This is a genomic window from Streptomyces flaveus (assembly GCF_014647675.1).
Classification (GTDB): Bacteria; Actinomycetota; Actinomycetes; order Streptomycetales; family Streptomycetaceae; genus Streptomyces; species Streptomyces flaveus.
Genome location: NZ_BMPQ01000057.1, coordinates 11587 through 30080, shown reverse-complemented (window position 1 = coordinate 30080; position 18494 = coordinate 11587). Strand labels below are relative to the sequence as shown.

The window sequence follows — 18494 nt, the reverse complement described above, 5'->3', positions numbered from 1 at the left end:
CTCTCACTCGCCGCATGAACCCCTGTGTCCACACTCCGGGGGTCACCTCAGACCTCGCCCATCGACCGGGTGACCCCGAGCTGGTCGCAGAGGCCGGCGAAGGCCCGGGAGACGTATTGGGCCCCGTGGTCGGAGTGGAACACGGCGCCGTCCAGGCGGCCGCGGGTCGAGGCTGCCATCCGCAGTGCGTCGGCGACCAGGCCGGTGCGCATGTGGTCGGCGATGGACCAGCCGACGACCTTGCGGCTGAAGCAGTCCAGCACCGTCGCGAGATAGAGGAACTCCCCGCCTGCGAGCGGGAGATACGTGATGTCGCCCATGTACTTGCGCCCCGGCTCGATGGCGGTGAAGTCCCGCTTGGCTCTGTCGGTGAGTCGCAGTGTCGTTTGTTGTTGAGCGCGGATGTCACCGCTGTTCCGGCAAAAGTGATGTCGCTGCGTTTTAGGGGCAGTTAGGGCCTTGTGGTGGGACGATGGCTGCGCTTCTCCCTCTGGGGGCACCGATGCGCCTGTCGAAATCCAAGGCCGAGCTGTACGCGGCGATCCGCCGGGACCACCGCGCCGGGATGTCGATGCGTGCTCTGCAGCGCAAGTACGGGGTCACCTGGCAGACGGTCCGCAAAGCACTGGACCTGGTCTGGCCCGAGCCCCGCAAGAAACTGCCCCCGCGTCCGACCAGGCTGGATCCCTACAAGCCGCTGATCGACGAGATGCTCCGCAGAGATCTGGACGCGCCGCCGAAGCAGCGGCACACCTCCAAGCGGGTCTTCGACCGGCTGCTGGACGAGTACGCCGCGACGGGAATCTCGTATCAGATGGTCCGCGGCTACATCGCCACGCGTCGTGGGGAGATCCGCCAGGAAGCGGGGCGGGGACCCTCGGAGGTGTTCGTGCCGCAGACCCATCTGCCGGGCACCGAGGCAGAAGTGGACTTCGGAGACGTGCACATCGTGCTCGTCGGCGTGGCGACCCGCTGCTATCTGTTCTCCTTCCGGCTGTCGTACTCGGGCAAGGCGGTCCACCGGGTCTTCGCGTCCTGCGGCCAGGAGGCGTTCTTCGAAGGCCACGTTCACGCGCTGTCCGTGCTGGGCGGTGCCCCTCGCGGCAAGGTCCGTTACGACAACCTGAAGGCCGCGGTCGCCAAGGTTCTCGGGTTCGCCCGGCACCGCCAGGAGAGCGAGCGGTGGACCGCGTTTCGCACGCACTGGGGCATCGAGAGCTTCTACTGCAGGCCAGGACTCGAAGGCGCCCACGAGAAGGGCGGCGTCGAGGGGCAGATCGGGTACTTCCGGCGCAACCACTTCGTCCCCGTTCCCGAGGTCGCCTCGCTGGCCGAGCTCAACGAAATGGTCGACCGGTGGGACCTTCAGGACGAAGGCCGAAGAATCCGCTCGCGGGCGAGGACGGTGGGCGAGTACTTCGCCGTCGAGGCGCCGTTGCTCAAGCCGTTACCGACCGAGCTGTTCGAAACCGGGCGGCTCTTCACGCCGCGAGTGGACCGCTACAGCCAGATCGCCGTCCAGACCAACCGCTACTCGGTTCCGGTCCGGCTGATCGGCCGGACGGTGAGGGTGATGCTGCACGCCAACCACCTCATCGTCTACGACCAGGGCACAGAGGTCGCCCGCCACGAGCGGCTGAGCACGAAAGCCGGCTCACGCCTGGAGCTGGACCACTACCTGGAGGCGCTGATCCGCAAGCCCGGCGCCTTCCCCGGCGCCACCGCCCTCGAACAGGCCAAGTCCGCAGGCAAGTTCACCCCGGTCCACGACGACTGGTGGACGGCCGCCCGGGCGGCCCACGGCGACAAGGACGGAACCAAAGCCCTGATCGAGGTCCTGCTGCTGGGCCGGCACATGAGCCACGAACACATCGTCGCCGGACTGGCCACGGCTCTGCGGGCCGGCGCGTTGACCGCGGATGCGGTCGCCCTGGAGGCCCGAAAGGCCGCTGAAGCCGACGAACTGGCAGCCTCCGCTCCCGCCCATGCTGCTTTGCCCGCGCCGCCTGGGCGGCAGCGGGCGACGGTCACCTTCCTGTCCGACTGGCGGATGTCTCATCTGCCGGCCGACACCCGGCCGCTGCCCTCGGTGGCCCCCTACGACCAGCTGCTACGACACCGCCGCCCAGGCGGTGCCCCTGCCACCGAGGGAGAAGCGACGTGAGTGCCCAACGCCATCACGGCCTGACCGAACAAGCCGCCGACACCGCCATCGACCAGGCATGCCGGATGCTGAGGCTGCCCACCATCCGGGGCCAGTTCCCCGACCTCGCCGAGGCCGCGAAGCGCGATCAGATGTCCTACAAGGGCTTCCTCGCCGAACTGCTGCTGGCCGAGTGCGACGACCGGGCCCGTCGCCGCTCGGAACGGCGGATCAAGGCCGCCGCGTTCCCGCGCGAGAAGTCACTGCGGGCGTTCGACTTCGACGCGAACCCCAACGTCGACGCCGCCACGATCAACACGCTCGCGACCTGCGAGTGGGTCAGGAAGGGACAGCCGCTCTGCCTGATCGGCGACTCGGGCACCGGGAAATCGCACCTGCTGATCGCGCTGGGCACGGAGGCCGCGATGAAGGGCTACCGCGTCCGCTACACCCTCGCCACCAAGCTGGTGAACGAGCTCGTCGAGGCGGCCGACGAGCGGCTGCTGACCAAGACGATCGCCCGCTACGGACGCGTCGATCTCCTCTGTATTGACGAATTAGGATATATGGAGCTTGATCGCAGGGGTGCTGAGCTGCTGTTCCAGGTCCTGACCGAACGCGAGGAGAAGAACAGCGTCGCCATCGCCTCCAACGAGAGCTTCGGCGGCTGGACGAAGACGTTCAGTGATCCGCGGCTCTGCACGGCCATCGTCGACCGGCTCACCTTCGACGCGGCCATCATCGAGACCGGCACGGACTCCTACCGCCTCGCACAGACCCGGGCACGGGCCGGTGCAACAGCCGGCTAAGCATCGACGACCCCGACACTTCCCACCAGCGTGGACACCCTCACGTGCTCGGTGAACCGCTCGTCCGCGGGGAGTGCCTGCCGGATACGTTCGGCGAAGACAGCGCGTTCGTCCGGTCCGGGCAACTGGTCGGCGGGAATTGCTGAGCAGACGCCACCGAACAGTTGATCGAAGGTCAGTTCACCGCTGTATTCGACTACGATCTCCCGCACATCGACGAAGCCCGCGGACTCCATCGCCTGCGCATACCTCAGCCTGTCGCGGCTGCTGGTGCCGCAGGACGCTTCCAGCGTGGTTCCCAACCACCCTTCCAGACACCCGCGCAGGGCACGGGACCATGCGCTGTCCTGCAGCCACAGCGGCGTTCCGTTCGAAATCACCGCGATGCCTCCGCCTACGCGGAGCAGCGGCGACACGGCGCGGAAGAGTTCTTCGTGCTGCATCCAGTGAAGCGCCTGTCCGATGACCGTCAGCGCCAGCGACCGCTCTCCCATCAGCGCCCTCAGCGCCGGAACATCGGTGTCGGCACCGAGCATCCAGGTCGCGTTCCGGATCCCCTGGTCATCGGCCGCGTCCCGGGCCAGCCGCAGCATGTCCGGCTCGGGGTCCATTCCCACCACGGAACGAACCCGGGAAGCGAAGGGAAGGGCAAGCTGGCCAGTGCCACACCCCACGTCGAGCACGACATCGGCTTCCGACAACTCGAAGGCTTCTTCCAAGGCATCAAAAACCTGGGAAGGGTACCCACGCCGGAACTTCGCGTAGTACTCGGCCACAGCGCCACTGAATCCCACCGTCATACCCCCACCCTGCCGGGCATCCGCCCCACCGGGAACCGCTCGCACCGGATGATCGCTTTCCGCTGAACCTGGGACAGATCCCCCGACGACCTGGTGCAGATGCTCTCCTTACGCACCCGAGTGACATCGAAACTCGCCGACATTTAGAGGCTTACAGGTCCTCGGCTGACATCCGAACTCATCGACAAACGACACTCGTCGAGAGCTATGCAGCCACCCGCTGGAACAGGTCCGGGACCGGTGAGGATGCCGGGTCCGGGACGGTGGTGCGCACGCGTCTGCGCAGGCGGATTCCGGTGATGGAGAACGTCCGCATGAGCCGGGCGACCCGCTTCTCGTTGATCCGCCGGCCTTTCTCGCGGAGCTCGGCCGTCACTCGCGGGGAGCCGTAGGCGCCGCCGGACTCGCCGTGGACCTGACGGATCTCCTCGGCCAGGACCCGGTCCTTGTGCTGCCGGGCGGCCCTCGCCTCGGCGCCGGCGAGCCACTTGTAGTAGCTGGACCGGTTCACGTCCAGGACGTGGCAGAGCCGCTTCACCTCGTAGGTGTCCCGGTGGTCGTCAACGAACTGGAAGCGGCTCCTCACCAGTTCGTCTCTCCGGCGAAATACTTGGCCGCCTTGCGGAGGATGTCCCGCTCGGTGGCGAGCTTGCGCTCACTCGCCTCGAGCTCGGCAACCCGGGCCTCCAGCTGCCGCACCCGCTCGTCCGCATCAGCGGACGGTACCGCCTCCCGAGATTGGGCGGCCGGCTTCGCAGCCGCGGCGGTGAGGCCACGGCGTTCGCGGTCCCGCAGCACCCACTCGCGCAGGGTCGCCCGGTTGATGCCCAGGTCAGCGGCGATGCTCTTGTAGGTCGCCCCGGGTGTGGACTCGTACAGGGCCACGGCATCGGCCTTGAACTCGTCCGAGTAGTCCTTCATCGCCATCGGCGGTGTTCTCGCTTCCTCCGGATCAAGCAGATCCAGTATCAGCGTGTCCACCACTCAGGGGGAGGCCCCACCATCACCACGGTCGGTCCCGGCAGTCCTCAACAGGGCGGCCATCGACTGCGCAAGGTCCTTGACAATATTTTTTGTCAAGGGCTACCTTCGAGCCCGTGGACGACATTCGAGTACTCAGTGACGCCGTCGTCGTCGAAGTAGCGCTCGATCCGATCCGGGCCTCGATCCTCGATGCTCTGGCTGAACCGGGGTCAGCGGCATCGGTCGCGGCGACGGTCGGCCTGACTCGTCAGAAGGTGAACTATCACCTGAAGGCGCTGGAGGCGCATGGACTGGTCGAGCCGGCTGGCGAACGCGCTTGGGGTGGTATTACGGAGCGTTACGTGCGGCGCTCGGCACGACACTTCGTCGTCGCCCCCGACGTGCTTGAGGGCAGAGTCCCCGATCCGAATGAGGTCGCCGATCGTCTCTCGGCTGCCTATCTGGTAGCGGTGAACGCTCGGACCGTGTCCGAGGTCGGGTCGATCGCGAGCGGTGTCGCGGCGGGAACGCGAATGCCGACCCTGACTGTCGACACGGTGATCGGGTTCCGGTCGCCTGAAGATCGTGCCGCCTTCGCTTCCGAGCTTCAGTCGGCGATCGCGGCGCTGGTCGCCAGATACCACCACGACGACGGGCGCCCCCATCGTCTGACCGTTTCGTCCTATCCCCGACCTGAGGAGCCCTCGTGACCGATTCCGACCGACCTGACCGCGTCGAGCACCGGGCGGAGTTCACCCTTGAGGTGTCCGCTACCCCGGAGCAGGTGTGGGAGGCGATTGCGACTGCCGATGGGATCTCGGCCTGGATGGTGCCGACCCGACTGGACCCGCGGATCGGTGGTGAGGCGTCGTTCGATCACGGTGGGTTCCGGTCGACGGGTGTCGTCACCGACTACACGCCGAGTCGTCGGTTCGCGTACGAGGAACCGTGGCCGATGACCGAGGAGATGCGTGAGTGGGTGGCCGACGCCGCTGACCACGAGATCACCGACGATGACCTGTCGGCGGTGACCCCGATCGCTACTGAGTTCCTGATCGAAGCAGCGTCCGGCGGCAGTTGCGTGCTCCGCGTCGTTTCGAGTGCATACGGGAGCGGAGCGGACTGGGAGAACGAGTTCTTCGCCGAAATGGTGGCCGGATGGGGCACAGTCCCGTTCGGCCCCGAGGACAAGGAGCCGTTCCTCGGCATCCTCGCCAGGTATCTCGACGCGGCACACGCCGAGCAAGGAGCACCCCAATGACCAGCTCACACACGACCGGCCACGAACCGAGCGTGCAGGCTGCTCAACCGAGCACGCTTCTCCTTGTCCGACGTGGTGGGCTCGCGGGCGCCTTCGCGGCCGTCTGCACCACGGCGATGGCTGCCATCGCCCGCGCCGCTGACGTCAGTCTCGAGGTCGACGCCGCTGCCATCCCGATCGCTGCGTTCGCGTTGTGGACCCTCGTCGGGGCCGCCCTGGGAGTCCTGATGGCCCGACTCCTTCGCGCGCGCCGACGGTTCCTCGTAGTGACCGTTGTCGCTACCGGGTTGTCGCTCATCCCGCCGATTGCACTACCGGACGACTCTGCCACCAAATCGGTTCTCGTCGCGGCCCACCTCTTGGCGGCGACCATCATCATCCCGATTCTCAGCCGGGGGCTCACTACGGTCGCTGCCAACGGAGGAGCCCGAGACCGATGAACATCTCCGCCGCCATCACCGTCACGCCGATCCTCGTTGCCGACCTGCTCGTCGAGGGCGAGGTGATGCCTGTATACGTGCACGTCATCGACCATCCCGATGCTCGGGTTCTGGTCGACACCGGCATGACGGAGCTGCACCCGGCGGTGGTGGCCGCCTTCGATCCCCTTCTCTATCCACTGAGCAGGCAGGACTTCGACGTCGCCGGCATCGACATCGTCGTCAACACGCACCTGCACGCCGACCATTGCGGCGGCAACCACCTCTTTGCCGACAGGCCGATCTACGTCCAGCGTCGGGAGCTCGACGACGCCCGCAGCGAGGACGATTACACCATTCGCGAGTGGGTCAATGCTCCCGGACTGCGGTACGTGCCGGTCGACGGAGAACTCGACCTGCTTCCCGGCGTCCGGCTCGTCCCAGCGCCAGGTCACACACCGGGGACACAGGTCGTGGTGGTCGAGACCGGCGGACGTCCAGTCGTCATCTGTGGCGATGCAGCGGTGTGGTTCGGTGAGCTGGACGAACCGCGCACCGAGGGACAACAGCGAATCCGCGCGCTCGATCCCGAGAAGGTCTGGCTCGCGCACGAGCACGAGCCGTGGCGACCCGGCGTCGGCCACACCGAAGACCAGGGCCCGGCCGAACCGCGAGATGGCCAAGGTTGGTCGACCACCTGAGGGGATTCGACCTTGGTCTGCCTACCAGGTGACCGGAAGTTCACGCACGCCGTAGACCGTCATGGCCGACCGCAGCGGCACTTCCTCGGGCGCGACAGTGAGACGTAGTGCCGGGAAGCGGCGAAGCAGTGCGGGGAGGGCAATGCGCATTTCGGCGCGGGCCAGTCGCTGCCCGAGGCACCGGTGGAGGCCGTGACCGAACGCGAGGTGTCCGGCCGTGGAGCGGGTGAGGTCAAGTACGTCCGGGTCGGCGAAACGGTCGGCATCCCGGTTCGCCGCGGAAAGCGCGACGGTGACGGACTCGCCGGCCTTGATCAGGCAGCCGTGGAGCTCGATGTCCTCCAGCGCGACGCGGACCACGTGATGGATGATCGTGAGATAACGCAGCAGCTCCTCGACCACTGCAGGGGCGTCTTCCTCCTTGTCGCGGACCTCGGCCAACTGTGCGGGGTTGGCCAGCAGAGCGAAAGTGCCCAGCGCAAGCATGTTCGCCGTCGTCTCATGCCCGGCGATCAGGAGCAGGAGCGCCAGTCCGGCCCTCTCGTCCGCAGTAAGTCCCTCGTGCGCAGCGAGCCCGCTGAGCACATCTTCCTCTGGCCAGGAACGCTTGTGGCGCAGCAGGTCCCGTAGATATGCCATGAGCTCCCTGACCGCCTCCTGCCGGCATTCCGGTGTGAGGTCGACGTTCAAGAGCGTGGCGGCGTTCCGCTGGAAGTCCTGCCTGTCGGAGTAGGGCACCCCGAGCAGTTCGCCGATCACTTGTGACGGGACCGGCAGCGCGAATGCCTTGAACAGGTCGGCCGGGCCCCCGGCGAGCTCCATCGCGTTCAACTGGTCATTGACGATTGCCTCGATCTCCGGTTCGAGGAGCTTCATCCGGCGCACCGTGAAGTCACCGGTGAGCAACCGCCGATAGTGGTCGTGCTCGGGCGGGTCCATGCGGAGGAAGGACCCCGGCGGCACGGGCACGCTTGCCGGCTGGGCGATCGGTGAGCGCATGTGGTCCGGGCGGACGCTGAACCGGGGATCTGCCAGGATCGCCCGCGCTGCGGCGAAGCCGGTCACCAACCACCCCTGACCACCGTCGACGTAGGTCATCCGATGGATCGGGCCGAGCCCCTGCCGGCGGCCCAGCTCCTCTAGCGGATCGAACGGGTTCTGGCGGGCCGTGGGCATGACCACTGCCGGGGACGTGCTCTCCATCGGCCGCTCCTCGGTCGGTACGGACCTCCCAATAAAACAGCACTCAATGCAAAACGTCAATGAATGCAAAATTACATCGTATGCGGTAAGGTGCTGTCGTGACCAGCGACCCCGGGCTGCGCCAGCGGAAGAAGATGCGCACGAGGCAAGCGCTCATCGAAAGCGCCCTGCGATTGTTCGCCGAGAAGGGTTACGACCAGACAACCGTGGCGGAGATCGCGGCCACCGCAGACATCGCGACACGCACCTTCTTCAGCTACTTCGACAGCAAGGACGACATCGTCTTCTTCGACGACAGGTCGCGGCTGGAGCGCGCGGTCGAGATCATCGGGGAACGGCAGCCCGGCGAACCGGTGGCCGACCTGCTGCGGCGCGTCATCGACCAGAGTGTTTTCGCGGACACGGACTCGGAGTTGGCACGGAAGGTCGGCCCAGCTCGGACCCGGCTGATCGCGTCGGTCCCGGCACTTCAGGCGCGCGAACTGCACCTGCTGTTCGACATCCAGCTACAGCTGACCGAAGCGCTCCACCTCGCTTGCCCCGAGCTGGACCTCGTCGAGGCCGCCGCGGCGGTGGGCTCGCTGGTCGGGGCGATCAAGGTCGTCGTCGCCGCATGCCAAAAGCGAGGCAACCGGCCGGAGCAGACCTACAAAGCCGTTCAAAGGGCCACCGACATCGCGATCGACGGCCTCAACTCGCTCCCCCGCCCGGCTTAGCGTGTTCAGCGCACGCGCACTCGGTCGTGGCACGGATCGCCGCGTACAAGTCGACCTTGGACTTCGGTGGCGCCATCGCGGCCTCATCCCGCAGAGCACGTCCATGCTCCCACCGCAACCCCTCAAGCGTTGCTAGAACTCACAGACATCACCCCCCGGCGAAACAAGGCGTTCTCGGCCCTGAGCGACAAGTGGTGTCAGGTTCCACCGACAAAGCCACCAGGACCTCATCGAGGCGGACCTCACGAGACCGGGCTGGTCGCAGCCAGCATGGGCACAAGTTATGGCTCGGATGCGGCGCAAGACCCTCGTGGTCTGCAAGGCATGCCACGACTCCATCCACGGACGGCAACTAGTGGCTCGGCTCGCATCGTTGGCCGGGTAATCGACCTGCCGCCCGGTGGTCAGCAGACTGTCTTCAGGACCTGATCTTGGAGGTGGTCGTGGGGCGTCGACCAGGTGTGTTCGTCCGGCCGGTCAGCATGGACGAGGGCCGTAGGCTGCAGCGGATCAGCCGGACTGCGAAGGATCCGGTCCGGCTGCGGCGGGCGATCGTGGTGCTGATGTCCGCCCAGGGTCAGGCGGTCAAGGACATCACCTCGCTGATGCAGGTCAGCGAGGACTACGTGCGCGATGTCATCCATGCCTTCAACGAGCGGGGTTTCGACGCGCTGGACCCAAAATGGAGCGGGGGACGCCCGAAAACGATCAGTGACCGAGTGCGTGAGCACATCCGTCTGATCGCCCGGACGTCCCCCGCGGACTGGAACATCGCCGCCTTCTCCACCTGGAGCCTGGCCAAGCTCGCCACTCACCTGGTCGAACGGCAGGTGATGCCCAGGATCAGCAGAGAAACCCTGCGGCGCATCCTGCGGGAGGGCAAGGTCTCCTGGCAGGCCACGACTACCTGGAAGGCGTCCAACGACCCGGACTTCATAGCCAAGATGCACCGCGCGTCCTGGCGCTGTACGACACACCGCCGGCCGACGGACGGGTGATCTGCGTCGACGAGTTCGGCCCGCTGAACCTGATGCCGCGCAAGGGCAGAGCGTGGCGTCCGGCCGGTAGGCCACGCAGGCTGCGGGCCACCTACAACCGGTACAGCGGTGTGATGCACATGCTCGCCGCGCTCGACCTGGCCACCGGGAAGATCTACTACCGGATCCGCCGACGCAAGCGGTGGCGCGAGTTCCTCGGCCTGCTCAAGACCCTGCGCGCCCGCTGGCCCGGGGAGAAGCTGTATGTGGTGCTGGACAACTTCTCCCCGCACAAGCACGCCGAGGTCCGCACCTGGGCCGCCGACAACGACGTCGAACTGGTCTTCCTGCCGACCTACGGCTCGTGGCTGAACTGGATCGAGTCGAAGTTCGCGGCACTGCGCTCCTTCGCCCTCAACGGCACCGACCACCGCACCCATGGCGAGCAGAACTCCGCCATCGCCGCCTACATCCGCTGGCGCAACACCCGCGCAGAACCAAAGACCACCTTCGCCCCCGACTCGTCCATCCGAGCCTGGACCCAGTACCCAACCCGCGCTGCCTGACCGGGTTAGCCGGGTGGTTTCACAGGCAGCGGCTTGCTCGCCTTTACCGGGCGAGGGGAGACTTGTCGCTCGCAGCCAGATGACGGGCCAACACGCGGGTGGTGCTGCCGTCGTCCTCTGTGATGTCCCGGACATGCTCGAAACCGATTCCGTCCAGCAGGGTCAGTGAGGCCTTGTTCGGTGCAGCTACGGTGGCGTAAACCTTGGTCAGCCCGAGGATGTCGAAGCCATAAGCGACGATCGCCTCTGCCACCTCGGTCCCCAGGCCAAACCCCCATGCCGCCGGGGCCAGAGCGTAGATGATCTCGTGGCCTCCAACGACGTCGGTCGGCTTGATCTCGGCATGCCCGACCAGGAGTCCGTCCCGACGAACAGCCCAGACATCGAACAGTTCCTGGGCGTAGACCTTCGTGAAGATCCGCCCGAACAGGGCCCGGTCTGCTGCTTCGGAAGCAGGGCCGTCACCCATCCACTGCGACACCCTGGTGTCCTGGAACAGAGCGACGAAGTCCTCTTCGTCCTCAGGGATGTACGGCTCCAGCAGCAGCCGCTCGGTGCGCAGAGTTGGGGTCACAGACGGCGACGCTACCCACGCGGCACCCAGGTCGGCAAACCACTTTCACCTGCGCGGGAATCGCCCTCCCCGTCGCCATGCCGCACATCGCCCAGCGCCGCAGGCCGAGCCATTTACACGGTCAACCATCCGAGACGAGCCACTAGCGATAGCGATCACGGCGTAGTCACTGGAGAGCCGGATGCCTGGAAACGGGCACGTCCGGTTCGGACCGGGGGTCGTGGGAAAAGGGCCTGCCTCGCAGGTACCTCGCCCACGGCCTACCGGTGCACCTGCTGAGACGCGGATCGCCCCACGTGGAGCTCCCGTGGTGGGGTGTGAGGTTTCCCGTCAGCGTCGTCGTTCTGGGTGGTCCGCGCCGGTTCCCGGACTAGGAACCGGCGGGAGCGAAGAGCGGCAGGCTCTGATCGTTCAGCTGTGGGTGTGCGCTCTGGTGGCAGCGGCGTGAGCATGAGGGTATGGACGCGCGTCTCAAGGTGTCCCACACCGTCGCTGCGGCTGTATTGCTCGTGGTCATGGCCGCCTGTTCCGACAACTCCGACCAGGCTTCCACGAAAGGAACCACAGCCCCAGCCACCCCCACTGCCCCAAGCGCCCCCACGGCCGGAGCGCCGCCGGGGGCCGAGGTGCTCGGCACCGTACGGACAGGCGAGCCGTTCACCGTGACGGTCGTGTACAGCAACGACCCCGCCGACGATCCAGACCGGTGGCAGTTCACCGTACGCAGCGCGGCCTGCGGCAAGCCGCTGGACCCCGCCGTCATGGCCCATGCAGCCGAGTCGGTCGGCTCGCCCACCCCCACTCCCACACCCGAGGCCGGCAAACAGTTCTGCGTCGTGGCCATGGACGCGCTCAACGTCGGCAAGAGCGAGGCGGTCTGGAACGCCGACGGATCGGTGAGCCTAAACGTCGGCGACACCCGATACACCTCGTCGAGCGAGGACGCCGACTACGCCTTGGACTACGCGCAGTACTACGCCGATAAAGGACAGACGGGACCGACGTTCGGGCGCAACCCGGGCAGCCGGGGACCGGCGCACGGGGTCTTCCAGATCCCGACAGGACAACAGCCGACCAGCATCTGGGTCACCTCCGGCCCAGCCATCACCACGAGTGACGGCGTGCAGCCGGGCTATCTGGTGCTCCTCAAGTGAGGCGCACTTCGTCACCTTGCGAAGCTCATTTCGTCGGTTCCTCGTACTAGGCATCAGCCGGGGCCGAACGCGCCGTCGTCCTGCCCCGGCACGTCGTGCTGCCGGGTGTCCGTCATACCGCAGCATGATCCGGTGGCGGCTCAGTAAGGTCGCCAGCGGTGCACAGCGCTCTGGCACCGCTCAGCGGTCGGGGGCCGTGCCGAACGCAGTCAGGCACGGCCCCCGACCGCCACCGATCTACCGGCATTCGAGCGCTGCTCTGCGGTGGCCCACTGCTCGCAAGGCCGCGGATCCGGTGGGAAGAGAGCTCCCTGGCCCGGGACTGTAAAACGTTCGGCTCTGTTCCGTAGTCGGTGGTGACGGCTGGTGACGGGTGTCGTTGACGTTGTATGCGAGATGTCAACTCCCTTGTGGCAACGGTGTTTTCAGGGCTCTCGGCGCTGGTCATCGAGGATGTGGCGGACGCCGGCGAGATGATCCGGGTCTTGGCCCGGACCCGGGATGTTCCCTTTCCCTGCCCGATGTGCGGGGTCCGGACGGGGAAGGTGCACGGATACCACGTCCGGACCGTTGCGGATGTGCCGGTCGATGGCCGCCGGGTCGTGGTCAACGTCCGGGTACGACGTCTGCTCTGCCCGGTTCTGGGCTGTCGGCGGCAGACCTTCCGCGAGCAAGTCCCTGGGCTGATCGAGCGACTTCAGCGCCGCACCACGCGTCTGACCAGCCAGGTCTCGGGCGTGGTCAAGGAGTTATGCGGCCGGGCGGCTGCCCGGCCCACCCGGTTACTGGCCGTGCCCGTACCGTTCGCCACCGCCCTGCGGGTGCTGCGGGGAATCCCCCCGCCGACACTGCGGATCCCCAGGGTGACCGGGGTCGATGACTTCGCCCTGCGCCGCCGTCACCGCTACGCCACGATCATCATCGATGCCGAGACCGGGAAACGCGTCGATGTCCTGCCCGACCGCGAAGCCGCCACATTGGAGGCGTGGCTGCGCGGGCAGAAAGGGATCGAAGTCGTGTGCCGGGACGGCTCGGCCACCTACGCCGAGGCGATCCGCCGGGCCCTGCCCGACGCGGTGCAGGTCAGCGACCGCTGGCATCTGTGGCGGAACCTGTGCGACAAAGTTCTGGCCGAGGTCCGCGCCCACGCCCCCTGCTGGGCCACCGTCAACCCGCCCCGGCCCGGCGGCGTCCGCGAGCAGACCACCCGCGAGCGCCGGCACAAAGTCCACACCCTCCTCGCCTCCGGCGTCGGCCTGCTCGACTGCTCCCGCAGACTGAACCTCGCCCTGAATACCGTCAAACGCTACGCCCGCATCCCTGAACCGCCCGCGGATCGCATCGCCCCCCGCTACCGGCCCACCCTTGTCGACCCCTACCGCGACCACCTGCGCCGACGCCGGTCCGACAACCCGGCCGTTCCCGTCACGCACCTCCTGCACGAGATCAGGGAACTGGGCTATACCGGCAGTGCCAACCTGCTGGTCCGCTACCTCAATCAGGGCCGCGCCGAAGGCGACCGCCCCGTGACAACCCCCCCGCCGCGTCGCCCGGCTCCTGCTCACCCACCCCGAGCACCTGTGGACCAAGGACACCGACCTGCTCCGCCTCCTCACCGCGGCGTGCCCGGAGATGACCGAACTCGCCCGCCTCACCGGCGAGTTCGCCGCGTTCCTGACCCCGGCCCAGGCCAACGACGACAAGCTCACCCGGTGGATCGCCACAGTCCGCACCGCTGGCCTGCCCCACCTGCACAGCTTCTGCAACGGCCTCGAACTCGACCGCGCCGCCGTGAACGCCGGCCTCACCCTGCCCCACCACAACGGCCGGACCGAGGGCGTCAATACCCGAACCAAGAAGATCATGCGGCAGATGCACGGCCGAGCAGGATTCGACCTCCTCCGTCACCGCATCCTCCTGCAATGAGAACGCACCGTCACCACCGACTACGGAACAGAGCCGCTCGCTTTACAGACCCCGGCGGACTGCCCCAGGGTGTCGTACATCAGCGGTCGGCCGAGCTCGGTCGGCGAGCGCGACCAGGATGGTGCGCTCCTTGGGCGAGACCAGCGCAGGGACCTGGCCCGGCCAGAGGCCCTCGAAGGCCCGGTCGTCGACGACCAGCGCGCCCAACGGGTCTTCTACTGGCTTTATCGGTGAGTCCTGGCTCTGGCTCAACTTGTGTGGTGCGGTCACTGAGCGTCAGGCCAGGGGGACGCGCTTGCGGAGGAGTTCGAATCCGGCGCGGCCGAACATCTGGCGATTGAGCATCTTGATGCGGTTGACAGGGCCTTCGACGACGCCGGATTTCCAGGGTGTGGAAAGGCCGGCGGTGACCGCGTCGAGGTCGCGTTCGAGGCCGTTGGTGAAGGTGTGCAGGCTGGGGAGATCGTCGGCGCGGACGGCCGTGATCTGCTCGCCTTCGCGCTGGGTGAGCATGCGAGCGAAGGAGGGGATGTGCCCGGCGAGGGCTTCCAGCTCGGGGCAGTTGGCGAGCGCGGCCTTCAGCCGGAGCCGGTCGTCCTCCCGAAGGGCATCGGGTCGGGTGAGCAGCCAGCCGGAGACCGTCGTGACCGAGGGCGGCCGGACGTCTGGCGGGCGTGGTGTCGTCCGCAGAGGGCCAAGGTAGTCGCGGACGGCGCCGTAGCCGCCTCGATAACCGTGCTCGCTGATCTCCTCCCACAGCTTCCAGGCGTTGGTGCAGCCTTCGTCCCACCGCTGGTGGAGGTACGGCTTGAACGTATCGAGTTTGGTCGCCCGGTTCTGCCACTGGCCGCGGAAGAGCTCTTCAGGCGCGCGTGCGTCGGCGAGTTGTTTGACGGTGCGGTAGGTCATGCGGAGCTGACGTTGGATCGAGCGGCGGCTGTGTCCGGCTTCCAGAATGCGTGAACCTGCGCGTGGCGGGCACGGATGCGGTCGGCGAAGCGGTGGCCGGTGGGCCAGGGCGAGGTGGGCGTCTCCTCGGCCGCCGGCTCCTGGGATGGTTCCGCTGCTGATGGAGCCGCTCGCCAGCAGGTGCGGTGCTGGGAGACGCAGCGTTCGACGGCTTGGCCGAGGTTGTGCCACAGGTGCCAGCGGTCGGCGACCTGGAGAGCCTGTGGGGCGCCGAGGGTGGCGCCCTCGGCGTAAAACGGGGCCCGGTCACGGCAGATGACCTTGATCTGTGGGTGCCGGGCAAGCCAGGCGGCGAGCGTCTCCGGCTCCCGCTCGGGCAGCAGCTCCACCGGCCGCCGGGTCTCCACGTCCACCAGCACTGTGCCGTAGACCCGCCCCTTGCGCATCGCGTACTCATCGACGCCAACCGCCGTCGGAGGCGGCGGGGTCGGCGCGGGCAGCGCGTGGACCATCCCCAACACGGTGCTGCGGCTGACCGGGATACCGAGCAGTTCCGCGAGCCGCCCGCCCGCTCGCCCGGCGAGCGCCAGGCCCAGGGAGCAGAGTGCCGACCGCAGCCGCTCGGTCCAGCGGCCATGCCGACGCGTCAGTCCCTCCACCTGTTCCACGAACGTCCTACGACGGCATCCCGGAGCCGCGCAGACAAACCGCCGTACCCGCAAGGACAGCACCACGGGCCTGCCAACGACCGGTAGATCACCCGGAAACCGCAGGTAAGAACCGTGCACACGGCGCGACCAGAAACCACAGCCGGGGCATGCGGCACCTTCGGCCGCGCTGCGGACCCCGACGCGTATCTCGTCCTCACCGGCGTCGACCGACGTCACGACAACGTCGGCGAGCGACGCGAACAACATCTTCGGCAAGCAGGGTGGTACCTCGTTCACGGCCCGGCACTTTCACCCGGACAGACAACAAGTCCCGCTCTTTTCGAGCAACTTCACGATCGAATCCACTGTGGTCTGCTGTCACGGGGAGTGACCGCACCACACAAGCTGAGCCAGAGCCCGAGTTTGGGCAGCGCTTGTTCAGGACTTCGGGCAGCACCCGTGAAGGTGAGGGAATCGAACGAGGACGCCGACGCCCATCTCGTCACGGCTCGCTGAGGGCGCGCGCCCGACGGCCGGGCGGATGGTTCGGGTCAGGCGTTCTGCTTCTGCGGTTGCAGGTCGAGTGTGATGTGCGGGTCGAGCGCGTGCAGGAAGTCGGGGGCGTCGAAGATCTCGCCGGCGGAGACCACGCCGACGGTCTTGGTGCGGCCGGTCAGGACGCGCTCGAGGGCCTCGGTGACGAGGGGCGCAGTGACGGCGTAGATGTCCTGGCCGCTGGCTGTGGCCCGGCGTTCGGCTCCGCCGGAGCGGACGACGACGTCAACGAGGAAAGTCTGGTTCGAGCGCCCGCTCTCGTCGGTGGCGGTCGGGGCCGGCGTGTGGGGAGCGGCGACGTCTCGGGCCGCCTCGGCGGTCATGTACGTGGTCACGTCGGGGATGGAGAGGTGCTGGGGGACGGTGACGACATCCGCCATCGTAAACTCCCCGATCACCGGCCGGGGTCCCATCGGTTCCGGAAAGGTCCACTCCAGGGTGGGCGCGGCGTCGGTGCGGTGCTCCCACTGTCCGCCGCTGTAGCGCAGGCGGTGGTCGCCCCGTCGCTCGCGGGAGACCGCGCCCGAGAGCCGGGTACCGGCGGTGGGGTGCCAGTTGCTGAGCGCATAGGCGATGTGCGCCTCGTCGGCCTCGGTCCAGTCGCCCATCGCCGCGGTGGCCAGTAGGTCGCCGAGGCCGCCGAAGAAGGCCATGGCCGGGACGATCACCGCTCCCGCGTCCCGGGCCCGCTCGCGGTACTGGGCGAAGGTGTCGAGGTTGGCCTCAAGCTCGGCGGCCACGTCCAGGTAGGGGATCTTCGCGCGGAGCGCGGCCTCGATCACCGGGCCGATGGTCGATGCGAAGGGGCCGGCGCAGTTGATGACCGCCGCCGTTCCCGCCAGGGCCCAGTCCAGCGAGGCCGGGTCGTCGACCGACGCCACCCGGGCCTCCAGCCCGTGCTCGTTGGCCAGCTCCTCCAAGGTCTGCGCATTGCGCCCGGACAGCACCGGGACGAACCCACGCGCGGCCAGCTCCGCGACCACGAACCGCCCGGTGTGACCATATGCGCCGAACACCGCTACCAGTTGACCTGACCCCATGAGACTGCTCCCGTGTACTCGAACGCCCGCTGCGAGGTCCATCCGCTGCGGCCTGACCCCCACATCCTGTCCCTCCGGCAGCACCCCGCGCGAGCGTCGGAAACGACATGCCACGTACAGTTTCGGACATGCCCGCTGTTGCACTGGCCGTCACCGACGGCATGCTCCACTACGAACTGTCCGTGGCAGTCGAGGTCTTCGGAGCCGACCTGACCCACATCGTGGACCCCTGGTACGACTTCTCCCTCTGCGGGAGCGGTCCCGTGCACGTCGGCCGCTTCCGCCTGGAACCCGACCACGGACTCGACCACCTCGCACACGCGGACACAGTGATCGTCCCAGGCTGGGCCGACACCGACCGCGACCCGCCCGCCGAGCTGGTCGAGGCGGTGCGTGCGGCCCACGCGGCCGGTGCCCGCGTGGCCTCACTGTGCACGGGCGCCTTCGTCCTGGGCGCGGCAGGACTGCTCGACGGCAGGCGCGCCACCACACACTGGGCTCACACGTGGGAACTGGCCCGGCGCCACCCGGCGGCCACCGTCGATCCAGACGTCCTCTACGTCGACAACGGCGACGTCCTCACCTCGGCGGGCAAGGCCGCCGCCATGGATCTGTGCCTGCACCTGGTCCGCCTCGACCACGGCTCGGCCAACGCCAACAAGATCGCCCGACGCCTGGTCATCCCACCCCACCGCGACGGCGGCCAGGCCCAGTTCATCCCCACCCCCCTCCCCGCCCCAGGCAACCACCCCCTGGGCGAGCTCTTCCCCTGGGCGCTGGAGCGACTGGACCAGCCGCTGACCGTGGAGGACCTGGCCCGCCAGGCCCGCATGAGCTCACGCCACCTCGGCCGCCACTTCAAGCACCTCACCGGCACCACGCCACTGCAATGGCTCCACACCCAGCGCATTCGCCACGCCCAGGAACTGCTGGAGACCACCGACGCCACCGTGGACACCATCGCCGCGGCCACCGGCATGGGCACCGCCACCACCCTGCGCCGCCACTTCCACCGCAGCGTCGGCGTCCCACCCGACACCTACCGCCGCACCTTCCGTCCCTAACTAAAGGAGTAGTTCCAAGGCCCCGGCGGCCAATCCCGCGAGCGGCTGCGGATCGGCAGCCTCC

The 18494-nt window shown here is 67.7% G+C and carries 19 protein-coding genes and 3 pseudogenes; 13 read left to right on the top strand and 9 right to left on the bottom strand.

All coding sequences use genetic code 11. From position 1 onward, the window contains the following. Nucleotides 1–50: 50 nt before the first annotated feature. Nucleotides 51–368, bottom strand: a pseudogene (locus tag IEZ21_RS45540) (DDE-type integrase/transposase/recombinase); the annotation flags it as partial. A 134-nt stretch (nt 369–502) separates the two neighbouring features. On the opposite strand from IEZ21_RS45540, the gene istA reads away from it, so the two are divergent. Next, complete coding sequence (gene istA, locus IEZ21_RS45535) at nt 503–2164, top strand: IS21 family transposase (protein ID WP_189327688.1); 1662 nt, start codon at nt 503–505, stop codon at nt 2162–2164. Next, nucleotides 2161–2952: an IS21-like element helper ATPase IstB gene (gene istB / locus IEZ21_RS45530; protein ID WP_189327684.1), complete on the top strand. Its 792-nt coding sequence runs from the start codon at nt 2161–2163 to the stop codon at nt 2950–2952. Before istA ends, istB begins: the two co-directional genes overlap by 4 nt. Here istB and IEZ21_RS45525 read toward each other — a convergent pair. The 3 genes from IEZ21_RS45525 to IEZ21_RS45515 all read right to left on the bottom strand — a co-directional run bounded on the left by IEZ21_RS45525 (nt 2949) and on the right by IEZ21_RS45515 (nt 4733). Then, a complete protein-coding gene (locus IEZ21_RS45525) occupies nt 2949–3728 on the bottom strand; it encodes a class I SAM-dependent methyltransferase (RefSeq protein ID WP_246568923.1) in 780 nt (259 codons plus the stop codon). The two genes, istB and IEZ21_RS45525, sit on opposite strands and share 4 nt — an antisense overlap. A 229-nt stretch (nt 3729–3957) precedes the next feature. Then, nucleotides 3958–4338 carry an IS3 family transposase gene (locus tag IEZ21_RS45520; RefSeq protein ID WP_189327682.1) on the bottom strand — a complete coding sequence of 127 codons (381 nt, stop codon included), beginning with the start codon at nt 4336–4338 and terminating at the stop codon, nt 3958–3960. Then, nucleotides 4335–4733 carry a transposase gene (locus IEZ21_RS45515; protein ID WP_189327681.1) on the bottom strand — a complete coding sequence of 133 codons (399 nt, stop codon included), beginning with the start codon at nt 4731–4733 and terminating at the stop codon, nt 4335–4337. Before IEZ21_RS45515 ends, IEZ21_RS45520 begins: the two co-directional genes overlap by 4 nt. 116 nt (nt 4734–4849) lie before the next feature. Between IEZ21_RS45515 and IEZ21_RS45510 the strand changes: the two genes are divergently transcribed. Genes IEZ21_RS45510 through IEZ21_RS45495 form a run of 4 tightly spaced genes read left to right on the top strand, consistent with a single transcriptional unit; the run spans nt 4850 to nt 7096 of the window. Further along, nucleotides 4850–5425, top strand: a complete 576-nt coding sequence (locus IEZ21_RS45510) for a winged helix-turn-helix domain-containing protein (protein ID WP_189327680.1) — start codon at nt 4850–4852, stop codon at nt 5423–5425. Beyond that, nucleotides 5422–5976 (top strand): SRPBCC family protein, encoded by a 555-nt coding sequence (locus IEZ21_RS45505; RefSeq protein WP_189327679.1) that lies wholly within the window; start codon nt 5422–5424, stop codon nt 5974–5976. The genes IEZ21_RS45510 and IEZ21_RS45505 overlap by 4 nt, the downstream gene beginning before the upstream one ends. After that, the gene (locus tag IEZ21_RS45500; RefSeq protein WP_189327678.1) at nt 5973–6416 is read left to right on the top strand and encodes a DUF6069 family protein; all 444 of its coding nucleotides are present in this window, start codon (nt 5973–5975) and stop codon (nt 6414–6416) included. The genes IEZ21_RS45505 and IEZ21_RS45500 overlap by 4 nt, the downstream gene beginning before the upstream one ends. Further along, nucleotides 6413–7096, top strand: a complete 684-nt coding sequence (locus IEZ21_RS45495; protein WP_189327677.1) for an N-acyl homoserine lactonase family protein — start codon at nt 6413–6415, stop codon at nt 7094–7096. The genes IEZ21_RS45500 and IEZ21_RS45495 overlap by 4 nt, the downstream gene beginning before the upstream one ends. A gap of 21 nt (nt 7097–7117) precedes the next feature. Here the strand turns inward: IEZ21_RS45495 and IEZ21_RS45490 are convergent, their stop codons facing one another. Then, nucleotides 7118–8299 (bottom strand): cytochrome P450, encoded by a 1182-nt coding sequence (locus tag IEZ21_RS45490; RefSeq protein ID WP_189327676.1) that lies wholly within the window; start codon nt 8297–8299, stop codon nt 7118–7120. A gap of 98 nt (nt 8300–8397) precedes the next feature. Between IEZ21_RS45490 and IEZ21_RS45485 the strand changes: the two genes are divergently transcribed. From IEZ21_RS45485 to IEZ21_RS48305, 4 genes are all read left to right on the top strand, one after another. Continuing rightward, nucleotides 8398–9015, top strand: coding sequence for a TetR/AcrR family transcriptional regulator (locus IEZ21_RS45485; RefSeq protein ID WP_189327675.1), 618 nt, complete (start codon nt 8398–8400; stop codon nt 9013–9015). A 229-nt stretch (nt 9016–9244) separates the two neighbouring features. Further along, on the top strand, nt 9245–9400 hold the full coding sequence (locus tag IEZ21_RS49065; protein WP_373302382.1) for an HNH endonuclease: 156 nt from the start codon (nt 9245–9247) through the stop codon (nt 9398–9400). 58 nt (nt 9401–9458) lie between these two features. Then, the gene (locus IEZ21_RS48310) at nt 9459–10013 is read left to right on the top strand and encodes a helix-turn-helix domain-containing protein (protein WP_246568922.1); all 555 of its coding nucleotides are present in this window, start codon (nt 9459–9461) and stop codon (nt 10011–10013) included. Further along, nucleotides 10010–10558 carry an IS630 family transposase gene (locus IEZ21_RS48305; RefSeq protein WP_246568921.1) on the top strand — a complete coding sequence of 183 codons (549 nt, stop codon included), beginning with the start codon at nt 10010–10012 and terminating at the stop codon, nt 10556–10558. The genes IEZ21_RS48310 and IEZ21_RS48305 overlap by 4 nt, the downstream gene beginning before the upstream one ends. 43 nt (nt 10559–10601) lie before the next feature. On the opposite strand, the gene IEZ21_RS45475 is transcribed toward IEZ21_RS48305, so the two are convergent. Beyond that, the gene (locus IEZ21_RS45475; RefSeq protein ID WP_189327674.1) at nt 10602–11132 is read right to left on the bottom strand and encodes a GNAT family N-acetyltransferase; all 531 of its coding nucleotides are present in this window, start codon (nt 11130–11132) and stop codon (nt 10602–10604) included. A gap of 458 nt (nt 11133–11590) precedes the next feature. On the opposite strand from IEZ21_RS45475, the gene IEZ21_RS45470 reads away from it, so the two are divergent. Beyond that, nucleotides 11591–12286, top strand: coding sequence for a hypothetical protein (locus tag IEZ21_RS45470; RefSeq protein ID WP_189327673.1), 696 nt, complete (start codon nt 11591–11593; stop codon nt 12284–12286). 389 nt (nt 12287–12675) lie between these two features. Then, nucleotides 12676–14212 (top strand): annotated as a pseudogene (locus tag IEZ21_RS45465) (ISL3 family transposase). Between the two features lie 42 nt (nt 14213–14254). On the opposite strand, the gene IEZ21_RS45460 reads toward IEZ21_RS45465, so the two are convergent. From IEZ21_RS45460 to IEZ21_RS45450, 3 genes and pseudogenes are all read right to left on the bottom strand, one after another. Then, entirely contained in the window at nt 14255–14419 is a 165-nt protein-coding gene (locus IEZ21_RS45460) for a hypothetical protein (protein ID WP_189327689.1), read from the bottom strand. Nucleotides 14420–14488: 69 nt separating this feature from the next. Next, nucleotides 14489–16068 (bottom strand): annotated as a pseudogene (locus IEZ21_RS49200) (ISL3 family transposase). A gap of 254 nt (nt 16069–16322) precedes the next feature. Beyond that, the gene (locus IEZ21_RS45450) at nt 16323–17366 is read right to left on the bottom strand and encodes a saccharopine dehydrogenase family protein (RefSeq protein ID WP_189327672.1); all 1044 of its coding nucleotides are present in this window, start codon (nt 17364–17366) and stop codon (nt 16323–16325) included. Between the two features lie 128 nt (nt 17367–17494). On the opposite strand from IEZ21_RS45450, the gene IEZ21_RS45445 reads away from it, so the two are divergent. Then, nucleotides 17495–18430 (top strand): helix-turn-helix domain-containing protein, encoded by a 936-nt coding sequence (locus IEZ21_RS45445; protein ID WP_189327671.1) that lies wholly within the window; start codon nt 17495–17497, stop codon nt 18428–18430. Nucleotides 18431–18494 lie beyond the last annotated feature (64 nt).

What these genes read in the sequence shown, in the direction of transcription:
- istA (WP_189327688.1), top strand. Translation starts at nt 503, where the DNA reads ATGCGCCTGTCGAAATCCAAGGCCGAGCTGTACGCGGCGATCCGCCGG.
- IEZ21_RS45500 (WP_189327678.1), top strand. Translation starts at nt 5,973, where the DNA reads ATGACCAGCTCACACACGACCGGCCACGAACCGAGCGTGCAGGCTGCT.
- IEZ21_RS45495 (WP_189327677.1), top strand. Translation starts at nt 6,413, where the DNA reads ATGAACATCTCCGCCGCCATCACCGTCACGCCGATCCTCGTTGCCGAC.
- IEZ21_RS45490 (WP_189327676.1), bottom strand. Translation starts at nt 8,299, where the DNA reads ATGGAGAGCACGTCCCCGGCAGTGGTCATGCCCACGGCCCGCCAGAAC.
- IEZ21_RS45470 (WP_189327673.1), top strand. Translation starts at nt 11,591, where the DNA reads ATGGACGCGCGTCTCAAGGTGTCCCACACCGTCGCTGCGGCTGTATTG.
- IEZ21_RS45450 (WP_189327672.1), bottom strand. Translation starts at nt 17,366, where the DNA reads ATGGGGTCAGGTCAACTGGTAGCGGTGTTCGGCGCATATGGTCACACC.
- IEZ21_RS45445 (WP_189327671.1), top strand. Translation starts at nt 17,495, where the DNA reads ATGCCCGCTGTTGCACTGGCCGTCACCGACGGCATGCTCCACTACGAA.